This window comes from Larkinella bovis, from assembly GCF_042655385.1.
GTDB classification, from domain to species: domain Bacteria; phylum Bacteroidota; class Bacteroidia; order Cytophagales; family Spirosomataceae; genus Larkinella; species Larkinella bovis.
Genome location: NZ_JBHSMA010000002.1, coordinates 647,238 through 662,034 on the forward strand (window position 1 = coordinate 647,238; position 14,797 = coordinate 662,034).

Consider the following 14,797-nt stretch of genomic DNA (forward strand, 5'->3'; position numbering starts at 1 on the left):
ATAATTTAATAAAATCGCACAATTATTAAATTATTTTAAAAATACGCTTACCCCGCGTTCATCCCCTTTTATCTCATAGATTTTCTCAATGCATGTCATTTTATGGAGGCAAACGATACGGTATCTATTGTTGACAAGAAAAAAAGCCGTCTGAAGCGTGGGATACTGAAAGAAATGTATCGGCTTGGCTCCCGGACGCTGGCGCAGCTAGCCAAGGCCTTACACGCCAGTGTTCCGTCCATCACGATGTTGATCGATGAGCTTGCAACCGAAAACTGGGTGCAGGAAATCGGCATCGGAACCGCTCAGTACGGTCGAAAACCGGCCTTATTCGGGCTGCGGCCCGGTAACCAGGCCGTGGTAGTGGTCGATATCAGTGTTCACGATGTAAAACTGGTGATCTTCGATCTGGCCAACCAACTGCTCGACCGGCTGGATGTCAACCTTCGTTTAGAAGACTCCGTTTCTTTTCTCGATGCCCTGAAAGGGCCGCTGGAAGAAATTGCGGAACGGGCCCGGGAGCGCCGGTTGAATGTGATCGGAGTCGGTTGCGCCCTGCCCGGCCTGGTCGATCCCCGGACGGGTAATAATTACACCTATAAAAACCTGAACCGAAACGGAGAGTCGTTGCCGCAATTGCTCGCCAATAGTTTCAACGCGCCGGTTTATCTCATCAACGACACCAAGGCCACCATTCTGGGCGAGCACCGCTTCGGGCTGGCGAAAGGCAAAAACCACGTGTTGTCCATCAACATCGATTGGGGCGTTGGGTTGGGCGTTATCATCAACGGGGAGATTTTGCAGGGGTCGGCGGGGTTTGCGGGCGAATTGGGGCATATTCAGTTGCAGGCCGACGGCGAATTGTGCACCTGCGGCAAAGTGGGCTGTCTGGATACGCTGACCTCGGCTTCCTCGCTGGTCCGTCGGGTTAAAGTCGGGTTGCGGGAAGGGCGCGTTTCGAAGCTTGCGGAAGAAAATTACGAAGCTATCGATGTTGAAATGGTGATCGATAAGGCCAAAGCGGGCGACGAACTGGCCATCGATCTGCTGAACGAAGTGGGCCGTGAACTGGGCAAAGGCTTGTCCATTGCGGTTCATTTATTTAATCCCGAACTGATTATTGTGAACGGGGTGGTGGCCAAAGCCGAACGGCTCATTACCCGGCCGATCGAACAGGCCATTGACAAATATTGCCTCTCGGATTTTCGGAACAAACTGGTTATCAATGTTTCCCGGCTGGGCGAGATGGCGAAGCTATTCGGTACGCAGGCCTACGTTGTGCAGTGTTTGCTCGAACACGAAGAAATTCCCTAATTAATCAGCTTCCGAATGAAAATTCTCTTTTCCTGGGTCGTCATGTTTGGCCTGATCTGCCAGCTCGCCGGGGCCCAGACCTCCCGTTACGCCATAATCCCCCAACCCGTTCGGCTGACCGCCCAGAACGGCAGTTTTAAATTACCCGCTCAGTTGGTTATCAGCGTCGGAACCGATAACCCGGACGTGCGCCGGGTGGCCGGTATGCTGGCCGACCAATTGACCAAAGCAACCGGGCGAACCCCAACGGTAAAAACCGGTAAGAAGGGTGACATTGCGTTTGTTACGGTAACGAATAACCCCAAAGTAGGCAAGGAAGGCTATTTCCTAAATGTCACGCCGAAACGGATTACGGTGATGGCGCAGGAACCGAACGGTTTTTTCTATGGGATGCAATCACTGCTGCAACTGATGCCTGCGGAGGTGTTCGGGGCTTCGGTCGCGCAGGGAGTGGACTGGTCGGTGCCCTGCTGCGCCATTGAAGATCAGCCGCGTTACGGATACCGGGGCGTTATGCTGGATGTAAGCCGGCATTTTTCGCCGGTTCCGACGGTTAAAAAGATCATCGATGAGATTGCGTTGCACAAAGTCAATACGTTTCACTGGCACCTGACCGACGACCAGGGCTGGCGGATTGAAATAAAAAAACACCCCCGACTAACCGAAATAGGCTCGACCCGGCAGGAAACCATGCTGGGCCATTACCGGAACAATAAATACGACAAAACGCCCTATGGCGGTTTTTATACGCAGGACGAGATCCGGGAGGTGATTAAATACGCCCAGGAGCGGTTTATTACGGTTGTGCCGGAGATTGAGATGCCCGGCCACGCAATGGCGATTCTGGCCGCTTATCCGCAATTGGGCAGTAATCCCGACAAGATTGTGCCGGTGACGGGCAAATGGGGCGTGCACGACGATGTGCTGTTCCCCCGCGAAGAAACCTTCCGGTTTCTGGAAGAAGTGCTGACCGAAGTGATCGATTTGTTTCCGAGTCCGTACATCCATATCGGCGGTGACGAATGTCCCAAAACGCAGTGGATTCAAAGCCGGTTTTGCCAGGATCTGATCAGGAAACTCGGTCTGAAAGACGAGCATGAATTGCAGAGCTATTTCATTGGCCGGATCGATCAGTTTATTACCTCGAAAGGCCGCAAGATGATTGGCTGGGACGAAATTCTGGAAGGCGGTTTATCGCCGAACGCAACGGTGATGAGCTGGCGGGGCGTCGATGGCGGAATCGCAGCGGCCAAACAGGGGCACGATGCGATCATGACGCCGACGACCTATTTCTACCTGGATTATTACCAGGCCGATCCGAAAACCGTCAGCCAGCCGGTTTCCATCGGGGGCTTGTTACCGCTCGAAAAAACGTATTCGTACGAGCCCGGTCCGGATAGTTTGTCGGCCGATGTCAAAAAGCACATCATCGGGGTCCAGGCCAACCTCTGGACGGAATACATCAAGACGCCGAACCATGTCGAATACATGCTTTTTCCCCGGGCTGCGGCCATGGCCGAGATTGGCTGGTCGCCCAAAGAGCGGAAGAACTTCGAGGATTTCAAACAACGGCTGGAAGTTCACAAAAAGCGACTCGATGCCCTGGGTGTCAATTACTTCGGAGCGCCGATCAATAACGATTTTATCTATGTCAAACCGGATGGTTCGACGGGGAAATTATAAATGGATTGACACGTATCCCTCAAAAATGCCCGGCTAAACCGGGCATTTTTGGTTGGTGGGAAAACCGGCGGTCAACGGATGCGGGTTGGACCGAAGGACGTGGAAACGGAAAACCGCCTTGGTTCACGGAGAAAACGGTCGAAAATAGAAAGTTAATGCGGGCTGACAGGTAGAGAACGCGGTTTTCATGCTTACCAGCAAAAGTGACTGACTAAACTTCAATACCTGATTTGTATGAAAAAATACGCCTTGCTGGTCTATCTGTACCTGCTTGTCACGGTTTGTGCCCTGGCCCAGCCCGCCGAACGCCCCATTAAAATTGTCGTCGCGCCCGATCATACCAACTGGTTGTATCGCCCCGGCGAATCGGTGAAATTTACCATTTCCGTGCTGCAAAACGGCAACCCCATCAAAGGAGCCAGAGTGTCGTACGAGGTTGGGCCGGAAAGGATGGAGCCGACGAAAAAAGAAACCGTTACGCTCGCCAACGGCACCACCACCATTGACGGCGGTACGATGAAGGCCGCCGGTTTTTTACGGTGTATTGCCACCGCCGAAATCAACGGCAAAACCTACCGGAACCTGGCAACAGCCGGTTTTAATCCGGAGCAGCTGGCCCCGACCGTCGATAATCCGGCCGATTTCCGGACGTTCTGGGACAGTGCCAAAGCCGAACTCAGCCGGGTTCCGCTCGACGCCCGGATGACTCTGATGCCCGAACGCTGCACGGAAAAAGTCAACGTGTACCACGTCAACATCCAGAATTACGCCAACTCCCGTTTGTACGGTATCTTGTGCGTACCCAGGCAGGAGGGCAAATACCCGGCGCTGCTGCGGGTACCGGGTGCCGGTATTCGTCCGTACGGCGGTAACATCGCCGATGCGGAAAAAGGTATTATCACCCTGGAAATCGGGATTCACGGCATTCCGGTTAACCTCGATCCGGCGGTTTACCTAAACCTTGCCACCGGTGCCCTGAGCGGGTACATGAACATCAACCTCGACGACCGCGACCGGTATTACTACAAACGCGTGTACCTGGGCTGTGTGCGGGCCAATGACTTTCTGGTGAGTTTGCCGCAGTATGACGGCAGCAACCTGGGCGTAACGGGCGGTAGCCAGGGGGGCGCTTTATCTATCATTACGGCCGGGCTGGATAGCCGGGTGAAGTGGTTGGGGGCGTATTATCCGGCCCTATCCGACATGACCGGTTACCTGAAAGGCCGGGCGGGTGGCTGGCCCCACCTGTTTACCGGCAAAGGGCTGGCGTTCAACAACACACCCGCGAAAATCAAAACCGTGGCCTATTACGATGTGGTGAATTTTGCCCGGCTGGTGAAAGTGCCCGGTTATTATTCGTGGGGTTTCAACGACGAAACCTGCCCGCCCACGTCGATGTATGCGTCTTATAACGTCATTTCGGCTCCGAAACAACTGAAACTCTATGAGGATACCGGCCACTGGACCTATCCCGAACAAACCGAACTGATGACGACATGGCTGGTGCAACAGTTGAAAGGAACAGGTAAATAGGTTCGGCATACGGTAGTTGCCAGGCGTCAGCCACCGTATACCGAAAACCGTAACCCCATGAAGTGCAAAACTGTCCTTTTCCTGCTCATGAGCTGGCTGGCGACCGGGATGGTGTTGGCCCAGAATGGCGTGCTGGTTTTTCAATCCGATTTTGGGGAGAAAGATGGCGCGGTTTCGGCCATGAAGGGCGTCGCGATGGGCGTTTCGACCCGGTTGCAACTCTTCGACCTGACCCACGAAATTCCGGCGTACAACATCTGGGAAGCCGCCTACCGACTGTTGCAGACGGTTCCGTATTATCCCAAAGGAACGGTTTTCGTGTCGGTTTGTGACCCAGGGGTGGGCACAGACCGTAAATCGGTGGTTTTGCTGACTCAGTCCGGCCATTATGTGGTAACGCCCGACAACGGTACCCTGACGTTCATCGCCGAAACGCTGGGTATTCAGGAAGTGCGCGAAATTGACGAAGCGGTCAACCGTCGGCGGAATTCCAACGAATCGTATACCTTCCACGGTCGCGACGTGTATGCGTACACGGGTGCCCGGCTGGCGGCCAGGGTGATCACGTTGGCGCAGGTGGGCAAAAAACGGCCCGCGGACGTCACCCGGATTCCGTACCAGAAACCGGTTTTTGAAAACGGCGTTCTGAAAGGTACCATTCCGGTGTTGGATGTGCAGTACGGCAACGTCTGGACCAACATTCCGAAAAACCTCTTTGCGCGATTGGGAGCGAAAACCGGAGAATCCGTACGGGTCCGGATTTTTAAGGGAAACCAGAACGTGTTTGACGATCAGGTGCAGTTGGTCAACACCTTCGGTGAGTCGAAAGAAGGCGAAAATGTGGCCTATTTCAACAGCCTGCTCAATTTTTCGGTGGCGGTCAACATGGGGAACTTCGCCGAAAAATATATCGTCGGCAGCGGTCCCGACTGGCGGCTGGAAATCAGGAAATGAAAACCCGGTTTTGTCCTCCAGACAGTGACACTTCCCACCGTCTGGAGGACAGATCATTACGGTTTGAGTGCTTTGACCGTGATTGATCGCTGGCCGCTCGTGACCCGCAGCAGCAGGACCCCCGAAGCCGGACTACCGACGGGCAGGACGTGACGTTCAATCAGACTGGCTTCTTTTACAGAACGTTCTGTTACCAGTCGGCCTAAAACATCCGTGAGTTCGAGCCGTAACGGCTGACCCTGCGCCCCGCGGACTTCCACCGCTATTTCCCGGTTGCTGACGGGGTTGCCCAGCAGCGTAACCTGGAGATCGTCCGTTGATTCGGCGCTCAGGCGACCAGTAGCGGGCGGGCATTTCAGGGTTTTGGGCGACCCTTTTAAGACGAATGTACTGCCTGCTACCCGGCCAAAAATCGGCCGCTCGGTATTGTCCTTTAATTCGGTCGGCACAGTAAAGCTATAGGCGTGGGCTCCGTTGCCTTTTCCGGCATCTTTCAGATCCTGCCGGAAGATGTTCGCCAGCGTTGACCCCCAGACTCTGGTCGGATTTTCGGTATAAAACTCGACCGTAATCGCCGTGTTGCCCTTGTCCCGATCCCAGACCCAGCCCCGGATGGTGCCGCATTCCACCTTGTCCAGATAGCCGTCGAAATTCCCGCTCACCGGTGGGGGCGGGGTGGGAGTAGTGCTGACGGTCAGCGAAAGGGTTACGGTTTTCGTTAAACCGGGTTGATCCGTCGCCGTATACGTTAACGAATACACGCCCGTCGACTTCGGAGTGCCCGTAATCTGCAAGCTGCCTGCATTGAAACTTAAACTTTCCGGCAGACCGGTTAGCGTATACGTCAGGGACTGTTTTTCGGGGTCGGTGAACGGCGGCAGTGTTTGAGTATACAGGGTGTTAACGGTCGCGGTCAAATTCGGGAGTGAAGTGGGGGCAACCGGTGGTTGATTGACCGGTGGGGGCGGGGTGCCCGTACCGGCGCAGGTTACTTTCATACCCGACTGTTTCAAAATAAAATTGCTGCCCGGAACCTGAATCCGGATCGTATGCGGTTTGTTGTCTTTCAGGCTTTCCGGGAAGGGAATAACAAAACCGTGTTTTCCATCGCCCCGCGTTTTCAGATCGTCGCGGTAGTTACTGGCTAAACCGGACGCCACCGGCGTCTCGTTGTCCAGCACTTCGAAGGCGATGGCCGCCCGGGGTTGATTGATGTCCCAAACCCAGCCGCTGATGGTGTTGCAATTGGCACTTCCTAAAAAGCCTTCGAAGTTCCCAACGGTGGTCAGGGGTGAATTTTCATCGAGCAGCGTCGCGAAATATTGGTCGAGGTAGGTCATTCGGCGATCAATCCAGGCCGTTACGTACGACAGATCATCGGGAGCCAGGGTAGTTGACCATACTTTCTTTTCGCGCAGGTACGCTCCCTGATTGGTCAGAAAGGTGCTGCTGGCAATCCAGTCGTTTTTAATGTTAGCGTTCGATAACTCATTCTCACGGAGCTTGAACCAGCGCTTTTTCAGTTCCCGCTGGTAGCTGTCAATTGACAAAAGGCGGTTGAAGAGGCCATTGCTTAGAATGTCGATGTGGCGATTGGTTTTGGTACCGTTCCACAGATAGCCGTAGGTGCCGTCAAGGTCCCAGGGAACAATAAAATACGGGTCGCCCTCCTTGTACCGCGCCACGTAGGTGTTTTTTCCGTAGTTGTCCGTTCCCCGAATGACGTTTAAAAAAATGAAGTAGTCCATCAGGCTGGGCAGGTGCATGCGGGTGCCAATTTGGGTTTTGAATTCTTCCGCCTGGGCCTTGTAGACAAATTCCACGAGGTTATACAAATTATTCCAAAAGGGCTTTTTGGGAAGTTTGAGCTCGTAGCCAGCCCAGACATCGCCCGTGTTGGGGGGCAAAGCCGGCAGTCCGTCGAATTCCGTAGCTCCCGACCAGTCATCGGCTTTGTAGAGTTCGCCCCGGACCGTGCCGTCGTCGGCTTCCTTTTTCAGCTTGAGCTGTTTGCGGTCAATCTGTTCGGTAAAGGCGTAAATACCGTTGTAGCTGTCGTTGATGAACACATCGCAATACCGCATTCCGATGAATTCGCGGGCGTCGGGTTCTTTGGCAGCATAAGGCAGGGTGTGCATTCGTTCCCACAGGGCCCAACCGGCTTTGTTGTTATTACGGAGCGGTTCCTTATACATCGCCATCAGCAGCCACTCGCTGTCTTCCCGCAAGCCCAGCAAGGTTTCTTCCCGTTCTTCTTTGCCTGCGGCATCCGTCGATAGCTCCACTTTGTACGACTTTTTGGGATACCCTCTGGAAAGGCCTCCGCGTACCCGGATCCCCATATTGGACGTAAACGGCTGGCCACTGGCATCGGCAATGGAAATGGTACCACGCGTAAGAATGTCGTCGTTTGTGCTGATAACGGCATTCTTGTCGGTTTTAACGTGGATGATCGGTAGGTCCGTAAAGAACAGCGTGTAGGTGACATTGCTGTTAACGACCGAATACTCTTTACCAACCTGAAAAGCACTGCCGACACTCCCGGAAACGATATAAGGCTTGTCCAATTGAAGCGTAACCGTCTGACTCCCTCCCGGAATGGCCGGGATTTGGTTACAAACGATTAACTTTAACTTGGAATCGATGCGGTAATGACCGGCATCCACGATTTGCGACCAGACATCGGAAACGGACAGAGCGAAGAAGACAAGGAGTGCCAGCAGGCAGTCACCCAAAGGGAGTTTTAATGTAGAGGGCTTCTTCATAAGAAATTAGTTTTAAGTAAACTAGTACAATATTATTAATTTAGGGCCTTATGGTTAAGGGTTTTTACCTAGCGGTCGGGCGGTGAAAGGAAACGGGAGGAAGGCCGGCTGGCCGGGCGGGCGTAGCTGACGTATCGTTGAATTATAAAACCGGTAAATGGCTCTTTTTTTAGCCATCGGGGCGAATCTTTCGTTCGGGTAAGAACTTTTCGTTACTTTTTGGTTTAGTATACGACTAAAGTTAAACCTCATTATCCTTCGAACCCATGCGTTCACGAGCCACACGCGTAGTTATCGGTCTGGTCATGGCATTGATTGCCATTTTCACCTATTTCACCAATACCCAGGAAAATCCGGTTACGGGTGAAAAACAGCATATCAGCATGACGCCCGAGCAGGAAGTTCGGCTCGGTCTGGAAAGCGCCCCACAAATGGCAAAGGAATTTGGCGGTTTATACCCTGACGAAAAAGTGCAGCAGTCTGTGAAGCGGGTAGGGCAGAAGCTGGTGAATTCAACCAACGTCAAAAACAGCCCCTACCAGTTTGATTTTCACGTGCTGGCCGACGAGAAGACCGTCAATGCGTTTGCCGTGCCGGGCGGGCAGATTTTCATCACGGCAGCTTTGCTGGATAAACTGAAAAATGAAGACCAGTTGGCGGGCGTTTTAGGCCACGAAATTACGCATGTTGTCGGGCGGCATTCGGCCGAGCAGATCGCCCAGCAGCAATTGACGCAGGGATTGGCCGGAGCAGCCGCTATCGCTACGGAAGACCCCAATTCGCCGGGCCGGAGTGCCGCCATTGCCTCGTATGTGGCCAACCTGATTGGCCTGAAATACGGCCGGGACGACGAAATCGAGTCGGACCAGCTGGGCGTTCGCTGGATGATTGAGAGCGGGTATAACCCCGAAGCCATGATCGACGTCATGGAAGTGCTGAAAGCCGCTGGTGGCCCAAACCGCCCCTCCGAATTTATGAGCAGCCATCCCGACCCCGACAATCGCATCCAGCGGATTAAAGAAGCCATCGCAAAATACAAGGGGCAATGAAGGGGCTGTATACGGTTTACAGTTTTCGGTTTACGGTCGGTCGTTGATACGGTTTCAGGATCTGTCCCGACCCGTACAGCGGTAGGACCCACAACCAACTACTGAATACCGTAAACTGAAAACTGACGTGAACGATGCGATTTTGGGCCGCGTAGCGGACTTATGTTTGTAGAAGAGGACTAGGTGTACCTGACGACACGTGCAGGTGTGTGAATAATGCTGTTACTACCAACATCTCGTGCCAATGGCACGTCATTCAACTTACTACCTCATCAATTAATTCCGTGTAATCTGTAGGGTACATATTGAATGATCTGGCACTTCATCCACTCACCAGCACCCATCCAATCTCACCGTTCGTATTAACTGTATACCGTAAACTGAAAACCGTAAACTTTATTTCTGGTAAAGTTTTTCACCCCCCACCCAGGTTTGTAAAACGGTTGCATTCCGCAGGGCCGTTGCCGGAATTTTCATGATATCCTGTTGCAGTACGACAAAATCCGCCTGTTTGCCGGCTACAAGGCTGCCTCGCAGGTGGTCTTCAAAGTTGGCGTAAGCGGCCCAGCTGGTCATGGCTTTCAGGGCCGAGGGCCGATCCAGCGCATTTTCCATCTGAAAACCGCCTTTTGGATACCCTTTCGCATCGACCCGGGCCACGGCGGCATGAAAACCGTACAGCGGATTGACGGCTTCGACCGGAAAATCACTGCCAAAGGCAATGTAACCGTTCTGCTTCATCAAATCCTTGAACGCATACGCGCCTTTGACCCGAACCGGTCCCAGTCGGTCGGCGGCCCAGTACATGTCAGACGTTGCATGGGTGGGCTGCACTGACGGAATAACCGAAAACCGGTTGAATTTCCAGAAATCATCGGGCGAAACCACCTGCGCGTGTTCGATTCGCCAGCGCCGGTCGTTTTTGCCTTTCAGTAATTTGCCGTATACATCCAGAATCAGGTGGTTGGCCGAGTCGCCGATGCAGTGCGTATTGGCCTGAAAGGCACTGTTGGCCAGCAGGGTCAGGTTTCGTTCCAGCTCCTCGGGGCTGAGCAGCAAAAAACCAGCGGTTTCGGGTCGGTCGTTATACGGTTTTCGCAGGCAGGCTCCGCGTGAGCCGAGGGCACCGTCGGCGTAGAGTTTGAACGAGCGGACGGTCAGGCGGTCGGTCTGGAAAGGGCCGCGTTTGAGGTAATAATCCAGATTCGGTTCGCCAAGGCTGATCATGACGTAGTCGCGGATTTTCAGCTTGTTTGTTTTCTGGAGCCGTTCCACCAGCTCGATGTCGTTCTGGTTCAGGCCAGCGTCGGAAACCGTCGTCAGCCCCAGCGACAGGCAGACTTTCTGGGCGGCCAGTAACATGCGTTCCTTGTCAGCTTGGTCGGGCTGCGGAATGACGCGCCGGACCAGGCCCATCGCATTATCGACCAGTACGCCCGTTGGTTCGCCGTTGGCCAGCACCACTTCCCCGCCGGGTACCCGGGTTCCTTTACCGATTTTTGCCAACCGAAGGGCTTTGGAGTTGATCACAACGGCGTGCCCGTCGATGCGGGTGAGGCAAACCGGGATGTTGGGAAAGGCGGCATCCAGTTTTTCCCGGGTCGGGAATTGCTGATCGGGCCAGTCGTTCTGGTCCCAGCCCCGGCCAATGAGCCAGAGGGCCGCCGGGTGTTTTGCGGCAAACGTTTGGAGTCGCTGGATGACCTCATCAAACGACGTTGTCCCGACCAGATCGGCCTGATCGAGCATTTGTCCGAGGCCCAGAAAATGGGCGTGTGGATCATAAAAGCCGGGGTAAACCGGCAGGCCGTTCAGGTCAGTGACCCGATCGGCACGGTAGTTGTTCAGGATATATTCCGAGGTTCCGACCGCTACAAATTTCCCATCGCTAACCGCAAACGCTTCCGCCGTGGAAAAAGCCGAATCAGCGGTATAAACAACCGCGTTGTGGATGATGAAATCCGCTTCTTTTTTGGATGAACAGGCTACCAGCGCCCAAACAGATAATGCGGTAATCAGGTATCGGTATTGCATAAGTCCTTTTTTATCATTTATTCAAACGATTGTGTTCAAAAATATTACGAGGGAATAATTCCCTCCAAATCTAATTCGGGCATATCAAGATTGACAGAATATGTTTTAATTTTGATGGTCAGTTACCTAAAAATAATACCAGAATGCGTTTCTTGCTAACCCTGATTCTTTGCCTTTCACTTACTGCTGTCTGGTCGCAAACTACTCAACCGCCCGCACTCCGCACCCGCCGTAATTCAACGATTAGCCAGGAAGGACCGACGCTGACGCTTCAGGAAGCGATTTCGGCCGCCCTCGAAAAGAGTTACCAGATTCGCATTTTCAAATCGCAGGAGGAAATCGCCCGAACCGATTTCCGGACCGCCAAAGCGAGCTTTTTTCCGAATGTGACAGGGAATCTAACGAATAACAACAACTTACAAAACTTACGGCAGGAATTCCTCGACGGGCTGCGGCCACCCCAAAATCTCTACGGCATTACCAACAAAAACACGCAGGTCGGGGTCGCGGTGAACTGGACAATTTTCAACGGTTTTGGCAATTTCATTGCATACGATCGGCTGGGCGAAGTCGTTAAACTGAACGAAGTCAACACCCGTGCCAACGTGGAAGCCACGGTGGCCGATGTCGCCACGGCCTATTACGATGTGATTCGGCAACTCCAGCAGCTGGTGTCATTGCGACAGGCCCTCGACATTTCCCGCGAGCGGCTGGAACTGGCGCGCGCCAATTTTGAGGTAGGAACGCGCTCCCGGGTCGATTTTCTGAGCGCCCAGGTCGATTACAATACCGACAGTTCGGCACTGGTAGCCCAGCAGCAGAATGTCCGCAACGCCAAGGTGCTGCTCAATACGCTCATTGTTCGGGACCCGGCAACGGAATTTGCGGTTCGCGACACCATTATTGTCCAGCCGGATATTTCACTGGATCAACTCCGCCAGTCGTTGGTAAACAACAACCCGCTGCTGGTGGCGGCTGCGCTGAATCGCCGGGTTGCCAGCCTCAACGTCCGGCTGGCCAAATCGGCCCAGCTGCCGACGGTAAACCTGACGGGCGGTTACAACTTCCAGGCCATCAACAACCAGGGCGGTTTTGGGGTCAGAAGTGCCCGTAACGATGCGCTGGTTTACGGTATTCAGGCAACGGTTCCGATTTTTACCGGTTTCAACCAGCGCCGGTTGATTGCCAACGCGCGAACCAGCGAACTGATTAGTGAATACCAGGAATCCGACCAGCGGTTACAACTTCAGCAAGCGCTCGAACAAACGTATTCACAATACCGCAACAATCTGATTCTGGTCAATCTGGAAGTGGAAAGCTTTAAAATTGCCAACCAGAATGTCGATATTGCCTTCGAACGGTACCGCGTCGGCAACTCCACGGCGGTCGAGTTCCGGGATGTACAGCGCAATGCCGTAGCCGCCGAAACCCGGCTGATCAACGCCGAATACAACACTAAAATCGCCGAAATCGAGCTCCTCCGTCTCAGCAGCCAGATTATGCAACAAACCAAATGAGTTAGGAGTTAAGAGGGATGAGTTAAGAGTTAAAAGTTATGAGTTAGGAACAGCCTGCGTCAGCCAACCGCCGGGCGGCTCCATCTCATCATTCTTAACTCATCATTCTTAACTCTTCATTCTTAACTCTTCATTCTTAACTCTCTTCGATGAATCAGGAAGAGCCGGTACAGCCGTTTGACTGGCAACGCATTTTTATGCATGATTTTCCGTTTGGTTACCTTGGTGAGGTGGCTTTGCGGACATTCGTGATGTTTCTGATTATTTTGCTGGCGCTGAAAATTTCGGGCAAGCGGGAGGTCAAACAATTGTCGGTTTTTGAACTGGTGCTGGTCATTGGTCTGGGTTCGGCAGCCGGTGATCCCATGTTTTACCACGATGTTCCCCTGCTGGTGGCGGTGGTGGTGTTCGCGGTGATGATGCTGAGTTACAAATTTTTCACCCGACTGGCCGATAAGAGCCCGACTGTTGGCGAGTTTCTGGAAGGAAAGCCGGTATACGTCGTCGAGAACGGCTGCATTCTGGTGCAGAATTTTGACGATGAGGATCTGGGGCTCGACGAATTATTTGCCGAACTCCGGCTGGCGGGCATTGAGCATCTGGGGCAGGTTCGAACGGCGATTCTGGAGCATAACGGCGATGTCAGTATCTTTCAGTTTAAAGCTGATGACGTAAAACCCGGTTTGCCGATTTTTCCCCATAAATTGAAAAATCCCCTGGAAGTTCTTTCCGAACCGGGGCTGTATGCCTGTTGCCGCTGTGGTCAGGTGGTTGAGTTAGGTAAAAAGCCGATTTCGGCCTGCCAGCGCTGCGATCATCACCAGTGGGTGCAGGCGCAGGTGTAAGTTCGCTGGCATAAGCCGCTCGGAATCAGCGCTTCACCTGATCCTTCAAAAACCGCAGCAGCAACTTTTCGATCGGATCGAGGCCGTACGCCGACGTTCGGCGGAACTGGTTTTTTCGTTCCAGATACGGATTCAGATCCTGGCATTCGTAGGCGTTGAGCAACTGCGGATGAACGTAGTATTTCCGGCTGACGGTTCGGGTGTTGCCCAGCCGGTGGGCCACTTCGTCCAGCACGGTGTTGATGTTTTTCTTCGCTTCCTTCTCCGTGGAGCAGGGCTCCAGTTCGGCCAGCAACCGCAGCGCGTTGACCGTGCCGGCCCAGGTCCGAAAATCTTTGGCCGAGAATTCTTCTCCCGTACTTTCGCGCAGGTATTCGTTCACCATTCCGGAGTCGATGCTGCGGTGTTCGCCGGTTTCGTCGTAATACTGAAACAACTCTTTGCCCGGAATTTCCCGACACGCTTTGACCAGCCGGGCCAGCCGCCGGTCACGCATCGTGATGTCGTGGTAAATGCCTTTCTTTCCCTGGAAACGAAACCGCAAACCGGTTGGTATCAACTCAACGTGTTTATCTTTCAGGGTTGTCAGGCCGTAATGCCCGTACTCTTTTTCATAGGCGGCATTTCCAATCCGGATCAGGGTTTGTTCCATCACACTCAGCGCAATCGCGATAACTTTTTCCTTGGTCAGTTCCCGGCGTTTTAAATCCTTCCCGATGCGGGCGCGGAGGTGGGGCAGTTGCTCTCCGAACGCGATCATCCGAAAAAATTTGGTTTCGCTGCGGGCTGCGTTCCAGTTGGCGTGGTAGCGGTATTGCTTGCGGCCCCGCGTATCAAAACCGGTTGCCTGAAGGTGTCCGTTGGGTTTGGGACAAATCCAGACGTTCTCCCAGGCGGGGGGAAGGGCCAGTTTCCGGATGCGCTCCAGGGTTTCTTCATCCTCCAGTACACGATCTTGCGGGTCTTTGTACAGGAAACGATCACCGGAACGCTGACGACGGATGCCCGGCATCGCGTCGGTAACATAAATTAATTTGACGGCCCGCGCAATTTTGGCAGCATCCTGGGCTAAGGTAGCTAGGTTCATGGGGTTGGGTAAAATC

The 14,797-nt window shown here is 53.5% G+C and carries 10 protein-coding genes; 7 read left to right on the top strand and 3 right to left on the bottom strand.

Features of this window, described 5'->3' with window-relative positions; all coding sequences use genetic code 11:
- Positions 1-102: 102 nt before the first annotated feature.
- The 4 genes from ACFPMF_RS09845 to ACFPMF_RS09860 all read left to right on the top strand — a co-directional run bounded on the left by ACFPMF_RS09845 (position 103) and on the right by ACFPMF_RS09860 (position 5,484).
- Positions 103-1,314: an ROK family protein gene (locus ACFPMF_RS09845; protein WP_379843834.1), complete on the top strand. Its 1,212-nt coding sequence runs from the start codon at positions 103-105 to the stop codon at positions 1,312-1,314.
- Between the two features lie 15 nt (positions 1,315-1,329).
- On the top strand, positions 1,330-2,997 hold the full coding sequence (locus ACFPMF_RS09850) for a beta-N-acetylhexosaminidase (RefSeq protein ID WP_379843836.1): 1,668 nt from the start codon (positions 1,330-1,332) through the stop codon (positions 2,995-2,997).
- A 234-nt stretch (positions 2,998-3,231) separates the two neighbouring features.
- On the top strand, positions 3,232-4,530 hold the full coding sequence (locus ACFPMF_RS09855) for an acetylxylan esterase (protein ID WP_379843839.1): 1,299 nt from the start codon (positions 3,232-3,234) through the stop codon (positions 4,528-4,530).
- Positions 4,531-4,587: 57 nt separating this feature from the next.
- On the top strand, positions 4,588-5,484 hold the full coding sequence (locus tag ACFPMF_RS09860) for an SAM hydrolase/SAM-dependent halogenase family protein (protein WP_379843842.1): 897 nt from the start codon (positions 4,588-4,590) through the stop codon (positions 5,482-5,484).
- Positions 5,485-5,540: 56 nt separating this feature from the next.
- On the opposite strand, the gene ACFPMF_RS09865 is transcribed toward ACFPMF_RS09860, so the two are convergent.
- Entirely contained in the window at positions 5,541-8,249 is a 2,709-nt protein-coding gene (locus ACFPMF_RS09865) for a CotH kinase family protein (RefSeq protein WP_379843845.1), read from the bottom strand.
- 266 nt (positions 8,250-8,515) lie between these two features.
- On the opposite strand from ACFPMF_RS09865, the gene ACFPMF_RS09870 reads away from it, so the two are divergent.
- Positions 8,516-9,298, top strand: a complete 783-nt coding sequence (locus ACFPMF_RS09870; RefSeq protein ID WP_379843847.1) for a M48 family metalloprotease — start codon at positions 8,516-8,518, stop codon at positions 9,296-9,298.
- Between the two features lie 396 nt (positions 9,299-9,694).
- Here the strand turns inward: ACFPMF_RS09870 and ACFPMF_RS09875 are convergent, their stop codons facing one another.
- Positions 9,695-11,332, bottom strand: coding sequence for an amidohydrolase (locus ACFPMF_RS09875; RefSeq protein WP_379843850.1), 1,638 nt, complete (start codon positions 11,330-11,332; stop codon positions 9,695-9,697).
- A 143-nt stretch (positions 11,333-11,475) separates the two neighbouring features.
- Here ACFPMF_RS09875 and ACFPMF_RS09880 point away from each other — a divergent pair, with 143 nt between their 5' ends.
- Together ACFPMF_RS09880 and ACFPMF_RS09885 are read left to right on the top strand one after the other, a co-directional pair.
- On the top strand, positions 11,476-12,849 hold the full coding sequence (locus tag ACFPMF_RS09880; RefSeq protein ID WP_379843853.1) for a TolC family protein: 1,374 nt from the start codon (positions 11,476-11,478) through the stop codon (positions 12,847-12,849).
- A 149-nt stretch (positions 12,850-12,998) separates the two neighbouring features.
- Complete coding sequence (locus tag ACFPMF_RS09885) at positions 12,999-13,694, top strand: DUF421 domain-containing protein (protein WP_379843856.1); 696 nt, start codon at positions 12,999-13,001, stop codon at positions 13,692-13,694.
- 25 nt (positions 13,695-13,719) lie between these two features.
- Here ACFPMF_RS09885 and ACFPMF_RS09890 read toward each other — a convergent pair whose 3' ends face one another.
- Positions 13,720-14,781 carry a DNA topoisomerase IB gene (locus tag ACFPMF_RS09890; protein WP_379843858.1) on the bottom strand — a complete coding sequence of 354 codons (1,062 nt, stop codon included), beginning with the start codon at positions 14,779-14,781 and terminating at the stop codon, positions 13,720-13,722.
- Positions 14,782-14,797 lie beyond the last annotated feature (16 nt).

Coding starts and splice junctions, on each gene's coding strand:
- ACFPMF_RS09845 (WP_379843834.1), top strand. CDS start 103: ATGGAGGCAAACGATACGGTATCTATTGTTGACAAGAAAAAAAGCCGT.
- ACFPMF_RS09850 (WP_379843836.1), top strand. CDS start 1,330: ATGAAAATTCTCTTTTCCTGGGTCGTCATGTTTGGCCTGATCTGCCAG.
- ACFPMF_RS09855 (WP_379843839.1), top strand. CDS start 3,232: ATGAAAAAATACGCCTTGCTGGTCTATCTGTACCTGCTTGTCACGGTT.
- ACFPMF_RS09860 (WP_379843842.1), top strand. CDS start 4,588: ATGAAGTGCAAAACTGTCCTTTTCCTGCTCATGAGCTGGCTGGCGACC.
- ACFPMF_RS09865 (WP_379843845.1), bottom strand. CDS start 8,249: ATGAAGAAGCCCTCTACATTAAAACTCCCTTTGGGTGACTGCCTGCTG.
- ACFPMF_RS09870 (WP_379843847.1), top strand. CDS start 8,516: ATGCGTTCACGAGCCACACGCGTAGTTATCGGTCTGGTCATGGCATTG.
- ACFPMF_RS09875 (WP_379843850.1), bottom strand. CDS start 11,332: ATGCAATACCGATACCTGATTACCGCATTATCTGTTTGGGCGCTGGTA.
- ACFPMF_RS09880 (WP_379843853.1), top strand. CDS start 11,476: ATGCGTTTCTTGCTAACCCTGATTCTTTGCCTTTCACTTACTGCTGTC.
- ACFPMF_RS09885 (WP_379843856.1), top strand. CDS start 12,999: ATGAATCAGGAAGAGCCGGTACAGCCGTTTGACTGGCAACGCATTTTT.
- ACFPMF_RS09890 (WP_379843858.1), bottom strand. CDS start 14,781: ATGAACCTAGCTACCTTAGCCCAGGATGCTGCCAAAATTGCGCGGGCC.